Below are 18666 nucleotides of genomic sequence, written 5' to 3' on the forward strand. Positions count from 1 at the left end.
CGTGCGCCTCAACCGGATCGTGCTCTCCACCGTCCTCGTGGTGATCGCCATGGTCGCCCAGGTCAGCGTGCTGGCCCGGCTGCACCTGCCCGGCGCGGTCCCCGACCTGCTGCTGCTGACCGTGCTCGGCCTGGCCATCGCCTACGGCCACGTCGGCGGCTGCCTGGTCGGCTTCGGCGCGGGACTGCTCGCCGACCTCGCGCCACCGGCCGACCACGCGGTCGGCCGCTACGCGCTCGTGCTGTGCGTCATCGGCTACCTGGCGGGACTCGCCAAGCCCGAGAGCGGCCAACTGCGCACGGCCGCCGGACCCATGCTCGTCGTGATCGGCGCGGCCGTCGGCACCACGCTGCTGTACGCGGGCGTCGGCAGCCTCGTCGGCGACACCGCGGGCGCCCATGTGGGCCTGCCCAAGCTGGTGTTCACCGCGACCGTCTACGACCTGCTGCTCGCGCCCTTCGTGGTGCCGCTCGTGATGGCCCTGGCCAGACGCTTCGACCACGATCCGCTCACCGAGGACCCGACGGGCGGCTTCGGCGGCAGCGCGCTGCGCACCCGGCCCACCCGTACCAGGACCGGTTCCGGGATCAGCCCGCAGCGCGGCCTGTTCGGCCGGGCCAAGACGATGGCCTCGATGCCCAGGGGGGTCAGAAGGTGAGCAACATCCCGGAGACCGGGCGCACCTCCCGGGTCACGATCCGCCTGGTGATCCTCCAGATCCTCGTGGTGTCCCTGCTGCTCACCCTCGGCGGACGCCTGTGGTACCTCCAGATCCGCAACGGCCAGGAGTACGACCAGAAGGCCGCGAACAACCACATCCAGCAGGTCGTCACCCCGGCCGTCCGCGGCTCGATCCTCGACGACCGCGGTGTGCCGCTCGCCGACAACCAGACGCGCCTGGTGGTCTCCGCCTCCCGTACCGATCTGCTCAAGCAGCGCGACGACGGCCTGGCCGTACTGACCCGGCTCGCCGGTGTCCTCGGGCTGACCCCCAAGGAAGTCACCGACAAGGTGCGGCTGTGCGACGCGAAGACGCCCAAGCCGTGCTGGAACGGGTCGCCGTACCAGCCGATCCCGATCACCGACGAGGCCACCACCCAGCAGGCGCTCCAGATCATGGAGCGGCGCGAGGACTTCCCCGGCGTCACCGCCGAGCCCACCGCCGTACGCCGCTACCCCAGTCCTTCCAAGGCGAACACCGCGCAGGTCCTCGGCTATCTGTCGCCGGTCACCGACGCGGAGCTGACCGCCTCGGAGAAGACCGAGGCGCCGCTCCAGCGCTCCGACCAGATCGGCCGCTCCGGCCTGGAGAGCGTCTACGACGCGCAGTTGCGCGGCAAGGCGGGCGTGACCCGCTACGAGGTCGACAACCTCGGCCGGGTGATCGGCAAGGCGGGCGACACCCCGGCGCAGCCCGGCGCGAACCTGGTGACCAGCATCGACTCCAAGGTCCAGGCGCTCACCGAGAAGGAACTCGCGCAGGCCATGGCCGACGCGCGCAAGACGTACGACAGCATCACCCACCAGAACTACAAGGCCGACTCCGGCGCGGCCGTCGTCCTGGACAACAACACCGGCCAGGTCATCGCCATGGCCAGCGCCCCCACCTACGACCCCAACGAGTGGGTCGGCGGGATCTCCGCCAAGGACTACAAGGCGCTCAACGAGACCGAGTCCAACTACCCGCTGCTCAACCGCGCCACGCAGGGCCAGTCGGCGCCCGGCTCCACCTTCAAGGTGGTGTCCACCTCGGCGGCCGTCAACGCCGGTTACGACATCAACGGCGGCTACCCCTGCACCTCGTCGATGACCATCGGCAACCAGGTCTTCAAGAACTTCGAGAACGAGAGCTTCGGCGACATCTCGCTCGGCCGCGCCCTGGAGGTCTCCTGCGACACCGTGTTCTACGGCATCGCGTACGACCAGTGGCAGAAGGACGGCGGCACCGACCCCAAGCACCCCAAGGACTGGTTCTACAAGACCGCCCACCAGTTCGGCCTCGGCGCCAAGACCGGCATCGACCTGCCGGGCGAGGTCACCGGCCGTGTCCCCGACCGTCAGTGGAAGCAGAGCTACTACGACGCGATGAAGGACTACTGGTGCAAGCTCAAGAAGACCAGTAAGAAGAACGACCTGGCCACCGCCATCGCGCGGGAGAACTGCACCGACGGTTACGTGCTGCGCGCCGGTGACTCCGTCAACTACGCGATCGGCCAGGGCGACACGCTCGTCACGCCGATCCAGATGGCCCGGATCTACGCGGCGCTCGCCAACGGCGGCACGCTGTACCAGCCGACCATAGGGAAGGCCGTGGTCAGCGCGGACGGCAAGACCGTCACGCCGATCAAGCCGAAGGTGGCGGGCAAGCTGCCCGACTCCAAGTCGACGCTGAAGTACATCAACAAGGCCACCGCGGGCGTCGTCACGGACGGTACCGCCAACTGGAAGTTCGCCGGCTGGCCGCAGGACAAGATCACGCTGCACGCCAAGACCGGTACCGCCGAGGTCTCCGGCAAGCAGACGACCTCGTGGCTGACCACGTACACCAAGGACTACACGATCGTGATGACGATCTCGCAGGCCGGTACCGGCTCCGGCGCCTCGGGCACCGCGGTCCGCCGGATCTACGAGGCGATGTACGGCATCGAGAAGGACGGCCCGAAGATCGACGCGAGCAAGGGCATCATGCCCAAGCCGGTCGCCGCGCTGCCGAAGATCTCCGGTGACGGCGTCGTCGTGCCCGCCTCCGACACCACCTTGACGCCGTCGCAGCACGGCACGCCGGGCGACCCGGGCCCGGTGCTCGCGGCCCTCACCCCGACCCGCACCGAGAAGCTGCTGCAGGGCAGGAAATCCTGGTCATGAGTGCCACCAACAGCTACTCGATCCGCCGCTTCACCCCCGAGCGGTCCACGCTGGGCAAGCTCTTCGCCCGCGACTCGATAGCGCGCCGGATGGACTGGGTGCTGCTCTTCGCGTCCCTCGCGCTGACCGCCATCGGCACGATGCTGGTGTACTCCGCGACCCGCAACCGCACCAATCTCACCCACGGCGACCAGTACTACTTCCTGATGCGGCACCTGATGAACGCCGGGATCGGCGCGGGTCTCGCGATCGGTGTCGTCGTCATAGGGCACCGCAGGATGCGCGGCATCGTGCCGTTCTACTACGTGCTGGCGATCCTCGGCATCCTCGCGGTGCTCAGCCCGCTCGGCTCGACCGTCAACGGCGCGCACTCGTGGATCGTGATCGGCGGCGGCTTCTCGCTCCAGCCGTCGGAATTCGTGAAGGTCGCGATCATCCTCGGCATGGCGATGGTGCTGTCCGCGCGGGTGGACGCGGGCGACCGCGAGCATCCGGACCACAGGACCGTGCTCCAGTCGCTGGGCCTGGCCGCGCTGCCGATCCTGATCATCATGATGATGCCGGACCTCGGCTCGGTGATGGTGATGGCGGCGATCGTGCTCGGGGTGCTGCTCTCCTCCGGCGCGTCCAACCGCTGGGTGTTCGGCCTGATCGCCGCCGGGATCGGCGGCGCCCTCGCCGTCTGGCAGCTCGGCATCCTGGACAAGTACCAGATCGACCGCTTCGCGGCCTTCGCCAACCCCGCCCTGGACCCGGCGGGCGTCGGCTACAACACCAGCCAGGCGCGGATCGCCATCGGCTCCGGCGGCCTGCTCGGCAAGGGCCTGTTCCACGGCAGCCAGACCACCGGGCAGTTCGTGCCCGAGCAGCAGACGGACTTCGTCTTCTCGGTCGCGGGCGAGGAACTGGGCTTCCTCGGCGCCGCCCTGATCATCGCGCTGATCGGCCTCATCCTGTGGCGGGCCTGCGCCATCGCCCGCAATGCCACCGACCTGTACGGCACGATCGTCGCCGCCGGAATCGTCGCCTGGTTCGCCTTCCAGTCCTTCGAGAACATCGGCATGACGCTGGGCATCATGCCGGTCGCGGGTATCCCCTTGCCCTTTGTGTCGTACGGCGGATCATCGATGTTCGCCAACTGTGTGGCCATAGGTCTGTTGCAGTCCGTACGGATGCAACGGCCGATGTCGGCGTGACGCGCGGGCCCGGCCGGTCGGAAGGGGTCCGCGGATCCCGTCCCGGCCGGCCGCGCCATTGCTCGCGGGCGGGGTGCCCGGTTACCGTCGAGCATGGGTCAGCGAGTGCGCGAGACCGAACGCAAGTACGAGGCCGGTGACGGCCCCGGCCGCCCCCTGACGCCTCCCGACCTCGAAGGACTGCCGTCCGTCGCCGGAATCCGGCACCTGGACCCCGTCCTCCTCGACGCCGTCTACTACGACACCGCCGGCCTCGCGCTGGCCGCCCACCGCACCACGCTCCGCCGCCGTACCGGGGGCGAGGACGCGGGCTGGCACCTGAAACTGCCCACCGGCGAGCCCGACACCCGCACCGAGGTCCGTGTCCCGCTGGGCGCCGCCGACGACGCCCCGCCCGAGGAGTTGCGCACCGAGGTCGCCGCGCTGCTCAGGGGCCGCCCGCTGAACCCGGTGGTCCGGCTGCGCACCACCCGGCACCGGACCCTGCTGCTGGACGCGGAGGGCGGCGCGCTCGCCGAGATCGCCCACGACGAGGTCCGGGCGTACGTGTACGCGGCGGGCGCGTACGAGGCGGGTGCTTACGAGGCGGGTGCCGACGAGACCGGTGCGTACGAGACCGGTGCCGACGAGACCGGTGCCGACGCGGGGGCGGACGGCCCGAGCTGGACCGAGACCGAGGTCGAGCTGATGCGCGGCCCGCCCACCCTGCTGGACGCCGTCGAGGAACGGCTGACGGCGGCGGGACAGCGCCGCTCGGGCTCCCGCTCCAAACTGGCCCGCGCGCTCGGCGACCGGCTCGCCGAACCGCCCGCGCCGCCCGGCACCCCCGCCACCGCGGGCGAGGTCGCCACCGGGTACCTGCGCGAACAGCTCACCGCGATCCTCGCGCTCGACCCGCTGGTGCGGCGCGACCAGGAGGACGCCGTGCACCGGATGCGGGTCGCCACCCGCAGGGCCCGCAGCGCCCTCAAGAGCTTCCGCAGGGAGCTGGACCGCGGTGCCACCGACCCGCTCGGCGCGGAGCTGAAGTGGCTGGCCGCCGTCCTCGGCACCGAACGCGACCGCGAGGTCCTCGCGGACCGCGTGGACGGGCTGCTCGCCGAGGCCGACCCCGCGCTGGTCACCGCGGCCGTACGCGACCGGCTGCGGGGCCTGGCCGCCGACAGCCACGCGCGCTCCCACGCGGCCCTGGTCCGGGTGCTGAACGGGACCCGCTACTTCGCGCTGCTCGACCGCCTGGAGGCGCTGCTCGTGCTGCCGCCGTTCCTGGTGTCGGCCGCCGCGCCCGCCCACGAGGCCGCCACCGCCGCCGTGGGCCGCGACCACCTGCGGCTGCGGCGGCAGATCCAGGCCGCGCTGGCGCTGCCGCCAGGCGACGACCGCGACATCGCGCTGCACGAGGCCCGCAAATCCGCCAAGCGTGCCCGCTACTGCGGCGAGGCCGCGCAGCCGGTGCTCGGCAAGCGGGCCGCCGCCCACACCGGCCGGATGAAGTCCGTCCAGCAGCTCCTCGGCGAGCACCAGGACAGCGTGATGTGCCGGGCGGCGCTCGGCCGTACCGCGCGGGAGGCACGGGCGGCGGGGGAGCCCACCGAGGCGTACACGGCGCTGATCGCGGCCGAGCGGGCCAGAGCGGCGGCCGTGGAGGCGGAACTGCCGGATGTCTGGCGGTCGGCGGACCGCGACATCTGAGCCGGGGCCGGCGCGCGGCGGGGGGCGTTGCATGTGGCCGGGGCCCGGGCGCGGCGGGGCCGTGACGGATGAGCGGGACCGGGCCGCCGCGAGACACGGGTACCCTTGAGGGTCACCCAGCCCCCACGCCGCCGGCCGGGGGAGTCCCAGCCGTCTGATGAGAGTCGCCGAGATGCCTGTCGAGTCGGTCTTCCCGCGCCTGGAAGCACTTCTCCCGCACGTCCAGAAGCCGATCCAGTACGTCGGCGGCGAGCTGAACTCCACCGTCAAGGAGTGGGACAGCACCGACGTCCGCTGGGTGCTGATGTACCCGGACGCGTACGAGGTGGGCCTGCCCAACCAGGGCGTCATGATCCTCTACGAGGTGCTCAACGAGCGCGAGGGCGTCCTGGCCGAGCGCACGTACAGCGTGTGGCCCGACCTGGAAGCGCTGATGCGCGAGCACGATGTGCCGCAGTTCACGGTCGACGCGCACCGCCCGGTCCGCGCCTTCGACGTGTTCGGCCTCAGCTTCTCCACGGAGCTGGGCTACACCAACATGCTCACCGCGCTCGACCTGTCGGGCATCCCGCTGCTCGCCGCCGACCGCACGCTGGACGACCCGATCGTGCTGGCGGGCGGCCACGCCGCGTTCAACCCCGAGCCGATCGCCGACTTCATCGACGCGGCCGTCATCGGCGACGGCGAGCAGGCCGTCCTGGAGATGACCGAGGTCATCCGCGCGTGGAAGGCCGAGGGCCGCCCCGGCGGCCGGGACGAGGTGCTGCTGCGGCTGGCGAGGACCGGCGGGGTGTACGTGCCGCGCTTCTACGACGTGGAGTATCTGGCCGACGGCCGGATCTCCCGCGTCGTGCCCAACCGCAGCGGCGTGCCGTGGCGGGTGTCCAAGCACACCGTGATGGACCTCGACGAGTGGCCGTACCCCAAGCAGCCGCTGGTGCCGCTGGCCGAGACCGTGCACGAGCGGATGTCGGTGGAGATCTTCCGCGGCTGCACCCGCGGCTGCCGCTTCTGCCAGGCGGGCATGATCACCCGCCCGGTGCGCGAGCGGTCCATCACCGGGATCGGCGAGATGGTCGAGAAGGGCCTGAAGGCCACCGGCTTCGAGGAGGTCGGCCTGCTCTCGCTGTCCTCCGCCGACCACACCGAGATCGCCGAGGTCGCCAAGGGCCTCGCCGACCGGTACGAGGACGACAAGATCGGCCTGTCCCTGCCGTCCACCCGCGTCGACGCCTTCAACATCGACCTGGCCAACGAGCTGACCCGCAACGGCCGCCGCTCCGGTCTGACCTTCGCCCCCGAGGGCGGCTCCGAGCGGATCCGCAAGGTCATCAACAAGATGGTCTCGGAAGAGGACCTGATCCGTACCGTGGCCACCGCGTACGGCAACGGCTGGCGGCAGGTGAAGCTCTACTTCATGTGCGGGCTGCCCACCGAGACCGACGAGGACGTCCTCCAGATCGCCGACATGGCGAAGAAGGTCATCGCCAAGGGCCGCGAGGTCACCGGGCAGAACGACATCCGCTGCACGGTCTCCATCGGCGGGTTCGTGCCCAAGCCGCACACCCCCTTCCAGTGGGCCCCGCAGCTCGGCGTGGAGGAGACCGACGCCCGGCTGGAGAAGCTGCGCGACGCGATCCGCGGCGACAAGAAGTACGGCCGCAACATCGGCTTCCGCTACCACGACGGCAAGCCCGGCATCATCGAGGGCCTGCTCTCCCGCGGCGACCGCCGGGTGTCGGCCGTCATCCGGGCCGTCTACGAGGACGGCGGCCGGTTCGACGGCTGGCGCGAGCACTTCAGCTACGACCGCTGGCTGCGCGCCGCCGAGGCCGAACTGCCCGCCTTCGGCGTCGACCTGTCCTGGTACACCACCCGCGAGCGCACCGCCGAGGAGGTCCTGCCCTGGGACCACCTGGACTCCGGTCTCGACAAGGACTGGCTGTGGGAGGACTGGCAGGACGCCCTGGACGAGACCGAGGTCGACGACTGCCGCTGGACGCCGTGCTTCGACTGCGGTGTCTGCCCGCAGATGGACACCCACATCCAGGTCGGCCCGACGGGGCAGAAGCTGCTGCCGCTGTCGGTCGTGAAGTGACGGTCGGCGCCGCCGCGAGGTAGGGCGACACGGCCCGTGGCCCCGCACGCAGGACGCGTGCGGGGCCACGGGTTTTTTCGGGGGGCGAGAGCCTTCGATTACGAGCCGTTGATCACGTACTGCGATCCGGGCTCGATGAGGACGCTGCCGTTGGCGGAGTTGGTGATGGTGACGTGGGACAGATTGGCGCTGCCCCGCGCGCCGCCCTGGGCGCGGATCCCGGCGCCGTTGTTGGACTTGTCGATGGTGACGTTGCTGATGGTGACGCCCGGCATGGCGCCGCCGCCGTTCTTGAACTGGATCCCGTCGTAGGTGGAGTCGGCGATGTCGGTGTCCCGGATGGTGACGCCGGTGATGTCACTGGTGGAGGCGAACAGGGTGATGGCCCCGAACTTCTGCGCCTCGCCCCAGAAGACGCCGCCGCCGCGCTGGATGCCGTTGTTGGCGATCAGCGTCTGGCCGGAGAACGGCAGCGGGTCGTGGTCGGTGGCCAGCATGATCGCCGGGTAGTTCATCGTGTCGTAGACGAGGTTGTTCTCGATGGTGTTGCCGTAACCGCCGTAGATCGCCAGGCCGTTGGCGCGCCAGGGCAACTGGATGGTGTTGTTCACGAAGTGGTTGTCGTGCGCGATGTCGACGGACTGGTCCTTGACGTACTTGTTGGCCCAGACCGCGAGCGAGTCGTCGCCCGTGGTGCGGAAGGAGGAGTTGAAGACCTTCGAATTGCGCGTGCCGTTGGTGAAGTTGATGCCGTCGGCGTAGGTGTCGCGGATGCGCATCCCGCTGAATTCGAGGCCGTCCGCCGGTCCCCACAGGGCGGGGATGTTGTCGTAGTCGCGGCCGACCCAGACACCGACGTTGGCGTGCTCGATCCACACGTTGCTGATCTTGGTGTTCTTGCCGAACCGGCCGTTGAGGCCCACGCCGCCCTCGGCGTTGCCGTCACCGCCGCGGATCCGGCCGGAGCCGAAGATCGCGATGTCGGAGATCTGCGTGTTGTTGTCGATGTCGAAGCCGAAGTTGCCCTCGTGCGGGTGGTTGATGCTGCCCACGGCGTCCTGCGGCTGGATCAGCGAGTAGAGCTGCGAGTACCACATGCCCGCGCCGCGGATCGTGACGTTGCTGATGCCGACCTGGTTGTACTGGCCGCGGTGCAGCGGGTCCTCGGTGAGGATCTTCTTCTCCTGGCGCCACTGGCCCGCCGGGATCCACACGCAGTTGATGAGGCCGTTCTGGTTGGCGGTCACGGCCCGCTGGATCGCGGCGGTGTCCTCGATCCCGTCGTCCGGGATCGCGCCGTACTCGGTGATCGACGTGCACTCGGCGGGCTTGGCCTTCGGCGGCGCCACCTGCTCCAGGTCGATCAGGTCGATGACGTAGAACGACGCCGTGTCGGTCGCGTCCCGCTGGAGGCGGAATTTGGTGCCCACCGGATACGTCGTCGACAGCAGCGCGTTGGACTCGTCGAACAGCCGACGGGCGTCCGTCTGCGGTGAGTTGGTCAGCGCCTCGGGGCCGTCGGTGTTGCCGTACAGCCAACTGTGCTTCGAGGAAAGGGTGATCTTCCGGTTGAACGTGTTGTTGATGTAGAGGCTGATCGTGGCCTCGATGCCGCCGCCGTTCGCGGCGTCGGGGATCGAGTTGCGCACCACGATCGAGTTGGTCGGGTTGGTGGAGGTGAACTCCACGAACTGACCGGTGGTGTTCAGCCGTACCGACTTGCGGCCCGAGGACTCGGTCGCGAAGTTGGTGTGGCCGAAGGTGCGCAGCGGGTCGGTCTCCAGGAGCGTGCCCTGGTAGGTGGCGGCCTCGGCCTCGTACTCGGTGTACGGGACGGCGGCGCCGCGCCCGACCACGATCGAGCGGGAGAAGGTGTTGTTGGTCTCGTTGGTCTCGGCGACGACGTTGGTGGCGTCCGCGGTCGCGACGAGGGTGGCGCCGCCGCTGGTCGCGGTCCAGGTGCCGGTGACGTTCACGGTGACGGTCGCGCCCGCGGCGATCGCCGGGGTGCTGGTGTCGAGCGTGGTGCCGCCCACGGTGAGGCGGGTGACGGTGGCGACGCCCGTCGAGGTGGTGCCGCGGTTGTGCACCGAGACGGTGAAGGAGACGGCCGCGCCGACCGCGGGGCTGGCCGGGTTGGAGGTGATACCGAGCACTTCGAGGTCGGGGCCCGGCGCCTGCGCGACGACCAGCTTCGTCGGTGAGGCGAGGCTGTTGTTGTCCTTGCTCTGCTCGATGACGGTGCCATTGGGGTCGACCACGGCCGAGACGGTGTAGCTGCCCACCGCCCGCTTGCCGACGGCGACCTGGACGGTGGCGGACGCACCGGCGGCGAGGGCGGCCACCGGGGCGCTGCCCGCGACGACACCGCCGACGCTGACATTGACGGTGGTCGCGGGCGACGCGGCGCTGCCGATGTTCTTCACGGTGGCGCTGACGTTCACGGTGTCGGTCTCGACCGGGGCGGTCGGGGTCCACGACAGCGCGGTGACGGTCAGGTCGGGGTTGGGCGCGGGTACGCCGATGACCTGCACCTCGGCGACCTGGCCGCCCGGGGCGCCGGAGTTGGAGAAGAACCCGAGCTGGAGGTCGGCGGCCCGGCCGGTGACCGGGATGGTCACGGTGTTCTGGTTGCTCGACGGGCTGAAGGCGTAGTCCGCCCTGGCCTTCAGCGAGGTGAAGCCGGTCGCGCTCTGGCCGCGCCCGAGCACCTGGATGTTCTGCGTGCGCGGACCCCACGCGGCGTCGGGGTTGAGCTTGACGACGACGGAGGTGATGTCGGCGTCGGAGCCGAGCTTGACCGTCAGCGTCGACGGGAAGCCGTTGGACTCCCAGTAGCTGCCGACCTGGCCGTCGTTGGCGTTGGACGCGACGAAGGACTGGGCCGTCGAGGACGCCTCGATCGGCTTGCCGCGCGCCAGGTCCTTGCCCGTGCCGTCACCGGGGCCGGGATCGCCGGGGCCGGGGCCGCCGGGGTCGGTGACCGTCGTGCCGTGGATCTCCAGCTCGGATATCTGCGCGGCCGGCCACGCGGTGTTGGCGGTGATGTTCAGCCGTACGTAGCGGACCGTCGCGGCGCTGAAGTCGACCGTCACGGTGTTGGCGGAAGCCGGGTTGAAGGTGCGGCCCTGCGCGGCGGACAGCGTGCTGAAGGCGGCGCCGTCGGTGCTGCCCTGCACCGCGATGGTCTCGGTGCGCGCCTCCCAGCCGGCCGGCAGCTTGAGCACCACCTGGTCGACGGCGGCACCGCTGCCGCCGAGGTCGATCTGCACCCACTGCGGGAAGGTGTTGTTCGGCCCTTCCCAGTACGTGCCCTGGTTGCCGTCGGTGACCGCGGAGGCGGGGTATCCGCCCACCGCGCCGCTCGACGAAGCGGCCTTCCCCGAGGCGAGGTTGGGCCGGTCGGCCGCGGCGGCGGCCCCGGACAGTGGCAGGAGCCCGATGGCGATCAGACCGGCGGTGACCAGGCCGGTGATCAGCCGACGGCTGAGCTGTTTCCGTTTCATGTGTCCTCTGTTCAGTCGGAACGAGAGAGCGCGGACGACGCGCGGGACGCGCGGGGTTCGCAGGACGCGAGGCGGCTCCTGCCGTGAAGTTGCATACAGATGTGAAGAATTGAGAGAGCATTGACCAGCTTTTTGCGAGTCACATGTTGCGATCGTGTCACCGGCTTGTCAACGGTTTACGCACGTCATTCGATTTGTTGACAAGACCCGCGCATCCCCAACACATGCGCGCCGCCGACGACTTGACGGGGCGGGACCTGCGCAAGGCCCCTGGCCCGCGCCGTGGCGGAGCGTTTTCGCGCGGTGCCGCGCGCCGCGCTTCGAGGCGTGCGTGGAGCCGTACTCGCAGGAGTGCTCGCCGGAGCACGTCGAGCCGCGCCCCGGCCCGTGTGCGCGGCCGTGACACGCGGCCGTGACACGCGGCCGTGCCACGCGATCGGCCGCCGCCGCGAGACGTCTCCGGGCGGTATCCGCCGGGTGCCGATCCGGCTGCGGACACCGCGCGGTACGCCAACCCGCCAAGCCCTGCGGGTAGGTTCACCGCATGGCTCTGGAACACCCGCGGGGGAGCGGCGACGGCTGCCTGACCGTCGCCATACGTATGCCGGTCCGTCTCGTCGCCTTCGCCGTCGTGCTGCCGCTGCGCCTGCTCTGGGACGCGCTCGCGACGGCCGGGCGCGCGACCTCGGCCGGACTGCGCTGGACATGGCGCCGCCTGCTGCTCCCGCCGCTGCGGGTCCTCGGCGCCGCGCTCGCTTGGGCGGTGCGCACCCTGGTGGTGATCCCGGCCGCCTTCCTGACCCGCTACCTGGTCGTCGTCCCGCTCGTCACCCTGTGGCGGTACGTGCTCGTGCCGCTGGGCCACGCCGCCGCCTGGACACTGCGGATGCTCGGCGCCGGCACGGGACTGCTCGCGCACTGGCTGCTCGTCGTCCCCCTGACCGCCCTCTACGCGTACGTCCTCGCGCCCGTCGGCCGCGCCGTCCGCTGGACGCTGCTGACCCTCGGCGCGGGCCTGGGCGCGGGCGCCTCCTGGCTCGGCCACTACCTCCTGGCCGTGCCCGCCCGCTGGCTCTGGCACTCCCTGCTGGTGCCCGTCGCCCTCGCCCTCGCCGCGGCCGTCGTCTTCTTCGTGCGGTACGCGCTGGTGTGGCCGCTGGCGGCGCTGTGGCGGTACGTGCTCACGCCCGTCGGCCGCGGCCTCGCGTGGACGCTGCGGATGACGTGGCTCGGCCTGCTCTGGCTGGTCAGAACCCTTGTCGTGCTGCCGGTCGGCTTCGTGTGGCGGCGCGTCGTCGTCCCCGTCGCACGCGAGATCGGCGCGGCGCTCGGCCACGCCTGGCGGGTGACCGGCTATGTCTCGCGCGCCGTCGGCCGCGGCATCGCGTGGCTGGCTCGCGTGCTGATCGCGGTCCCCGCCGCCTGGGTCTGGAGCCGGACCGGCGCTCCCGTACTGCGCGCGGTACGGGCCGCGGGCCGCTGGTACCGGCGCGCGGTCCGGCAGCCGGTCAAGGAAGCGGTCGCCGACGCCCGCCGCTCGCTGCGCGAGTTGCGCGCCGAGACCCGCAGGGCGCTCTTCGGCGATCCGGTCGGCGCCGCCGAGCGGCGGCTGCCGCCGCGGCGGGCCGGGTACGAGCCGGGGGCGTTCGGCCCGGCACCGGCGACGGACGCGGCCGACGTATCAGAGGCGCCCGATCCCGCCGACGCGCTGGTGGCAAGCGCGCACGCCACGCGAGCGCTGCCCCGGCCGGCGGCCCGCCACCGTAAGCAGCCCGGCCCCGACCTCGCCAAGCGGCGTCCGCCGACCCACCGCTGAGCGGGGGACCGGCACCGGTTCAGGGCGTTCCCCCGAGACTGTCGACCCCGGGTTGTCCACAGGGCGGGGGTCACCCGTCAACAGCAACGCGCGACGCGGCGTAACCTTGTAAAAGACAAGCGGGCCCGGTGACGGGCTCCCGGGACACGAGTACGCACGAGGGACTGAACGACACTGGGCAAGCGACAGCCCGAAGGTCCGCCGCCCGCACCGGCGGTGCAGCGCATTCGACTGCGCTACACCAAGCGTGGCCGCCTCCGGTTCACCAGCCACCGCGACTTCCAGCGCGCCTTCGAGCGGGCCCTGCGCCGCGCCGAGGTGCCGATGGCGTACTCGGCGGGCTTCACCCCGCACCCCAAGGTGTCGTACGCCAACGCCGCACCCACCGGCGTCGGCAGCGAGGCGGAGTATCTGGAGATCGCCCTCGCGCGCAGCGTCGACCCGGAGAAGCTGCGGCTGCTGCTCGACGAGTCGCTGCCCGCGGGACTCGACGTCATCGAGGCGGTCGAGGCCCGGACCTCGGGACTCGCCGAACGCCTCGAGGCGTCCGTCTGGCAGGTCAGGCTCGACGGTGTCGACCCGGCCGAGGCACGACAGGCCGTCGCGGCGTTCCTCGCCGCGGAGACCGTGGAAGTACAGCGCAAGACGAAGAACGGCATCCGCACGTTCGACACCCGCGGCGCCGTCACGCGCCTGGAAGTCGTGGACGACACGCCGGACAACGGCGCCGGGCACGACGCGGACATGTCCGAACAGGGTGCCGATAGGCCGCAGGACCGCGCCTGTGCGATACTGCGGCTGGTTGTACGGCACCTGACACCTGCCGTACGGCCCGACGACGTACTGTCCGGCCTCCATGCGACGGCCGACCTCGCGCCGCCGGTCCCCGCAGCGGTGACCAGGCTGGCGCAGGGGCCGCTCGACGAGGAGTCCGGCACGGTCACCGACCCGCTCGCGCATGATCGCGACGCTGTGACGGTACCTGCCGGGTCCGCGTAGCCACGTCGTCACGCGTCGCCGACGCACCAGGGAGCCACCCGGGTCCGGCGCCGCAGACCACATGAGACTTTCGTCGACCCGCCGACGCGGTGCCGACGAGCGACACAGCAGCTCCCGTGCGGCGCCCGCGCCCCCGGACAGCGGCACCGCGACCAAGCGGCCCGCCGCACCGGACATGGACGCGGCGCCCGGGAGCTCGACGGGAGCATTGCCCGAATGCACGACCAGACCGACTCCAACGAACCCACCCCCACATCCGAGGCCGCCGCCGAGGCCGCGCCGCCGCGCCGCCGCCGGGCCGCCTCCCGCCCCGCGGGCCCCCCGACCGACGCCGCCGGCGGCTCCGCCCCCGCCGAGCCCGCGGCCCAGGCCCCGGCTCCGGCCTCCGATGACGCCTCCGCGTCCGAGGCAGCCGCCCCGCCGCGCGCCCGCCGTCGCGCCACCCGCAAGGTCGCCGCTCCGGCCGTGACCGCCGGTGACGAGGCCGCCTCCGACGGCGCCACGGCCGCCCCCATGAGTTCCGAGACCGCCGAGAGCCTGGCTCCGGCCTCCGACGACGCCTCCGCGTCCGAGGCAGCCGCCCCGCCGCGCGCTCGCCGTCGCGCCACGCGCAAGGTGGCCGCCCCGGCCGCGTCCACCGCCGACGAGACCGCTGCGGGCTATGCCCCTGACGGCGGTACGGACACCGCTGCGTCGTCCGGCTCCGCCGCTGACGACACCGCCGCCTCCGACGAGGCCCCCGCCGCGCCGCCGCGCGCTCGCCGCCGTGCTACCCGCAAGGTGGCGGCCCCGGCCGCCTCGACGGCGGACGAGCCCGCCTCGGACGATGCCCCTGACGGCGGTACGCCCGCCCCGGCGACCGCCGAGCCCGCCGCCGCCGAGGCCCCCGCTGGGGACGCGGCCCCGCCGCGTGCCCGCCGTCGCGCCACGCGCAAGGTGGCGGCCCCGGCCGCCTCCACCGCCGACGAGACCGCCTCGGGCGATGCCCCTGACGGCGGTACGCCCGCCGCGGTGACCGCCGAGCCCGCCGCCGAGGCCCCCGCCGCCGCCGAGGCCCCCGCTGGGGACGCGGCCCCGCCGCGCGCCCGCCGCCGTGCCACGCGCAAGGTGGCCGCGCCCGCCGAGGCGCCCGCCGCCGACGGCACCGCGGGCGAGATCGCCGAGGCCCCCGCACCCGCGGCGCCCGTGGCGCCGCCCGCCCCGGCCGCCGAGCCGGAGCCGCGAGCCCGGCGGTCGCGCAAGCGCACGGCCGGAGCCCCTGCGGCGACGTTCTCCGCGGGCGACGGCTCCCGGCGGCTGAAGCCGGGCGCGCTGGCGCCGCGGGACGAGGCCGAGGCCGAGAGCGACACCGTCACCGCCAGTGCGCACGACACGCCGGAAGAGCGCTTCGAGTACACCGGGAAGGCGCTCCAGGACGGCGACGAGTGGAACGTCGAGGTCGACGACGCGTACGAGATCCGCGGCTACGGCCAGACGGTCGAGGAGGCGAACGCCAACGCGGTGGCCGCCCTCGCCGAGGCGTTCGGCATCCCCGTCGCGTCCATCACCCTTGAGGTCAGGACCGAGGAGCGCCCGGCGCGCGGACGCCGCAGGGCGTCGCGTCCGCCGACGGCCGTCTTCCAGCCGCCGGTCTTCCAGGCGCCCACGGCCGAGCCCGTGGCGGCCGGTGCCGTCGCGGAGGAGCCCGCCGTCGCCGACGAGGACGAGACCGAGGAGCGGGACAGCGGCCCGCGCCGTCGTCGCCGTCGCCGTGGCGGCTCCGCCGCGGAGCCGGTGACCGCCGAGGCGGCCACCGCCGTGGACGTGGACGAGGCCGACACCGACGCGGACGACGAGCAGGACAACGACGCGGACGCCGACGGCGAGCACGACGGCGATGACCGTCCGTCCCGCCGTCGCCGCCGCGGCGGTCGCCGCCGTCGCCGGGGCGAGTCCAGCGAGCACGAGGACACCGCGTCCTCCGACGACGAGGACGAGTCGTCCGAGGGCGACGACGAGGAGGACTCCGCCGACGAGTCGGCGCACGACGACGACCACGGCTCGGGTTCCAGCACCAGCCGTCGCCGCAGGCGCCGTCGCCGTCGCGGTTCCGACTCCGGCGCCGACGACTCCGCCAACGGCGGCGACGACCCGGAGCGCACGGTCGTCAAGGTCCGCGAGCCGCGCCAGAAGTCGGAGTCCGGTGGCGGCACCGGCGCCGACGAGGTGCAGTCCATCAAGGGCTCCACGCGCCTGGAGGCCAAGAAGCAGCGCCGCCGCGAGGGCCGCGAGCAGGGCCGCCGCCGCGTGCCGATCATCACCGAGGCGGAGTTCCTGGCGCGCCGCGAGGCCGTCGAGCGCGTCATGGTGGTCCGGCAGAACGGCGAGCGCACCCAGATCGGCGTGCTGGAGGACAACGTCCTCGTCGAGCACTACGTCAACAAGGAGCAGGCCACCAGCTACGTCGGCAACGTCTACTTGGGCAAGGTGCAGAACGTGCTGCCGTCCATGGAGGCCGCGTTCGTCGACATCGGCAAGGGCCGCAACGCCGTCCTGTACGCGGGCGAGGTCAACTTCGAGGCGCTCGGCATGGGCAACGGTCCGCGCCGTATCGAGTCCGCGCTCAAGTCCGGCCAGCCGGTCCTCGTCCAGGTGACGAAGGACCCGATCGGCCACAAGGGCGCCCGCCTGACCAGCCAGGTCTCGCTGCCCGGCCGCTACCTGGTGTACGTGCCCGAGGGCTCGATGACCGGCATCAGCCGCAAGCTCCCCGACACCGAGCGGGCCCGGCTGAAGACCATCCTCAAGAAGATCGTCCCCGAGGACGCGGGCGTCATCGTCCGCACCGCCGCGGAGGGCGCCAGCGAGGACGAGCTGCGCCGCGATGTCGAACGCCTCCAGGCACAGTGGGAGGACATCCAGAAGAAGGCCAAGAGCGGCAACGCGCCGACGCTGCTCTACGGCGAGCCGGACATGACCGTCCGCGTCGTCCGCGACATCTTCAACGAGGACTTCTCGAAGGTCATCGTCAGCGGTGACGAGGCGTGGAGCACGATCCACGAGTACGTCACCCACGTCGCGCCCGACCTGGCGGACCGGCTGTCGCGCTGGACCTCGGAGATCGACGTCTTCGCGACGTACCGCATCGACGAGCAGCTTCTGAAGGCGCTGGACCGCAAGGTGTGGCTGCCGTCCGGCGGTTCGCTGGTGATCGACAAGACCGAGGCGATGGTCGTGGTCGACGTCAACACCGGCAAGTTCACCGGGCAGGGCGGCAACCTGGAGGAGACCGTCACCCGCAACAACCTGGAGGCGGCCGAGGAGATCGTCCGCCAGCTCAGGCTGCGGGACCTCGGCGGCATCGTCGTCATCGACTTCATCGACATGGTCCTGGAGTCCAACCGCGACCTGGTCATGCGGCGGCTGCTGGAGTGCCTGGGCCGGGACCGGACCAAGCACCAGGTGGCCGAGGTCACCTCGCTCGGCCTGGTGCAGATGACCCGCAAGCGGGTCGGCCAGGGCCTGCTGGAGTCCTTCTCCGAGACCTGCGTGCACTGCAACGGGCGCGGCGTCATCGTCCACATGGACCAGGCGACCACCACCGGCGGTGGCGGCGGCAAGCGCAAGCGGCGCGGCAAGTCCGGCAACGGCGGCGCGGCGGGCGACGGTCACGACCACGAGAACGAGCACGTGCTGGAGGCGGACGCGGACGACGCCGACTCGGTCGACTCGGCCGACGAACTGCCCGAGCTGGAGCCGATCGAGGTCGGCGAGGCCGAGTTGGTGCCGACCGTCGGCGACCCCGAGGAGGAGTGGTTCGGCACCGCGGCCGAGGCCGAGGCCGCCGCTCACGGCAGCCGTGGCCGCTCCCGGCGGCGCGGCGCCCGTAAGGCCACCTCGCCCGCGGGCGCGCCGCCCGCGGCCGACCACGAGCCGGAACCGGCCGTCGTGGTCGTCCCGGTCAGCGAGCCCGTCATCGAGCAGGCGCCGGCCGCCGAGCCCGAGGTCTCCACGGAGCCCCCGGCGCGCGCCCGTCGTCGCGCCACCCGCAAGGTGACGGCTCCCGCCGGGTCTCCCGCGGTCTCCGAGGACGCCGCTGTCGTGGTCGTCCCCGCCGAGGCCCCCACGGCCCCGGTCGAGGCCGCGCCCGAGCCCGAGGTCTCCACGGAGCCCCCGGCGCGCGCCCGTCGTCGTGCCACGCGCAAGGTGACGGCTCCCGCCGGGTCGCCGTCGGGCGCCGACGACGCGGCTGTCGTGGTCGTCCCGGCCGAGGCACCGGCCGCCGATGCCGCTGACGCGGAGCCCAAGAAGCGGGCGCCGCGCAAGGCCGCCACGAAGAAGGCTGCCGCCAAGAAGACGGCGACGAAGAAGGTCGCGGCCAAGAAGACGACCACGAAGAAGGCTGCCGCCAAGAAGTCGGCCGCGCCCTCCGAGTAGTCCGGCCCCGCGGGGGGCCGGCCCCCGCCCGGGGCCGGGGCGCGCGGCGCGCCCCCCCCCGGGGGGGGTGGGCCCCCC

9 protein-coding genes are annotated in these 18666 nt (G+C 72.3%); 8 read left to right on the forward strand and 1 reads right to left on the reverse strand.

The genetic code is table 11. The features are described from left to right. The first annotated feature begins 1 nt into the window (after position 1). The 5 genes from mreD (at position 2) to ABZX65_RS34860 (ending at position 7851) form a co-directional block, all read left to right on the forward strand. On the forward strand, positions 2-658 hold the full coding sequence (gene mreD, locus ABZX65_RS34840) for a rod shape-determining protein MreD (protein ID WP_355349543.1): 657 nt from the start codon (positions 2-4) through the stop codon (positions 656-658). Further along, the gene (gene mrdA, locus ABZX65_RS34845) at positions 655-2865 is read left to right on the forward strand and encodes a penicillin-binding protein 2 (protein ID WP_355349546.1); all 2211 of its coding nucleotides are present in this window, start codon (positions 655-657) and stop codon (positions 2863-2865) included. The genes mreD and mrdA overlap by 4 nt, the downstream gene beginning before the upstream one ends. Next, on the forward strand, positions 2862-4061 hold the full coding sequence (rodA, locus tag ABZX65_RS34850) for a rod shape-determining protein RodA (RefSeq protein WP_355349549.1): 1200 nt from the start codon (positions 2862-2864) through the stop codon (positions 4059-4061). Before mrdA ends, rodA begins: the two co-directional genes overlap by 4 nt. 93 nt (positions 4062-4154) lie before the next feature. Then, positions 4155-5753 carry a CYTH and CHAD domain-containing protein gene (locus ABZX65_RS34855; protein WP_355349552.1) on the forward strand — a complete coding sequence of 533 codons (1599 nt, stop codon included), beginning with the start codon at positions 4155-4157 and terminating at the stop codon, positions 5751-5753. Positions 5754-5925: 172 nt separating this feature from the next. Further along, a complete protein-coding gene (locus tag ABZX65_RS34860) occupies positions 5926-7851 on the forward strand; it encodes a TIGR03960 family B12-binding radical SAM protein (RefSeq protein ID WP_355349555.1) in 1926 nt (641 codons plus the stop codon). Positions 7852-7949: 98 nt separating this feature from the next. Here ABZX65_RS34860 and ABZX65_RS34865 read toward each other — a convergent pair whose 3' ends face one another. Then, positions 7950-11357, reverse strand: coding sequence for a CARDB domain-containing protein (locus tag ABZX65_RS34865; RefSeq protein WP_355349558.1), 3408 nt, complete (start codon positions 11355-11357; stop codon positions 7950-7952). Positions 11358-11901: 544 nt separating this feature from the next. Between ABZX65_RS34865 and ABZX65_RS34870 the strand changes: the two genes are divergently transcribed. The 3 genes from ABZX65_RS34870 to ABZX65_RS34880 all read left to right on the forward strand — a co-directional run bounded on the left by ABZX65_RS34870 (position 11902) and on the right by ABZX65_RS34880 (position 18588). Then, entirely contained in the window at positions 11902-13173 is a 1272-nt protein-coding gene (locus ABZX65_RS34870; RefSeq protein WP_355349561.1) for a hypothetical protein, read from the forward strand. 216 nt (positions 13174-13389) lie between these two features. Further along, on the forward strand, positions 13390-14172 hold the full coding sequence (locus ABZX65_RS34875) for a TIGR03936 family radical SAM-associated protein (protein ID WP_355349564.1): 783 nt from the start codon (positions 13390-13392) through the stop codon (positions 14170-14172). 216 nt (positions 14173-14388) lie between these two features. Then, positions 14389-18588 (forward strand): Rne/Rng family ribonuclease, encoded by a 4200-nt coding sequence (locus ABZX65_RS34880; protein WP_355349567.1) that lies wholly within the window; start codon positions 14389-14391, stop codon positions 18586-18588. Positions 18589-18666 lie beyond the last annotated feature (78 nt).

The sequence above is a fragment of the Streptomyces sp. NPDC003300 genome (assembly GCF_040610915.1).
GTDB lineage: Bacteria > Actinomycetota > Actinomycetes > Streptomycetales > Streptomycetaceae > Actinacidiphila.

Bases quoted from the DNA above. Each gene is read 5' to 3' on its own strand.
- ABZX65_RS34880 (WP_355349567.1), top strand. From the start codon at position 14,389: ATGCACGACCAGACCGACTCCAACGAACCCACCCCCACATCCGAGGCC.
- ABZX65_RS34870 (WP_355349561.1), top strand. From the start codon at position 11,902: ATGGCTCTGGAACACCCGCGGGGGAGCGGCGACGGCTGCCTGACCGTC.
- ABZX65_RS34860 (WP_355349555.1), top strand. From the start codon at position 5,926: ATGCCTGTCGAGTCGGTCTTCCCGCGCCTGGAAGCACTTCTCCCGCAC.
- ABZX65_RS34855 (WP_355349552.1), top strand. From the start codon at position 4,155: ATGGGTCAGCGAGTGCGCGAGACCGAACGCAAGTACGAGGCCGGTGAC.
- ABZX65_RS34865 (WP_355349558.1), bottom strand. From the start codon at position 11,357: ATGAAACGGAAACAGCTCAGCCGTCGGCTGATCACCGGCCTGGTCACC.
- rodA (WP_355349549.1), top strand. From the start codon at position 2,862: ATGAGTGCCACCAACAGCTACTCGATCCGCCGCTTCACCCCCGAGCGG.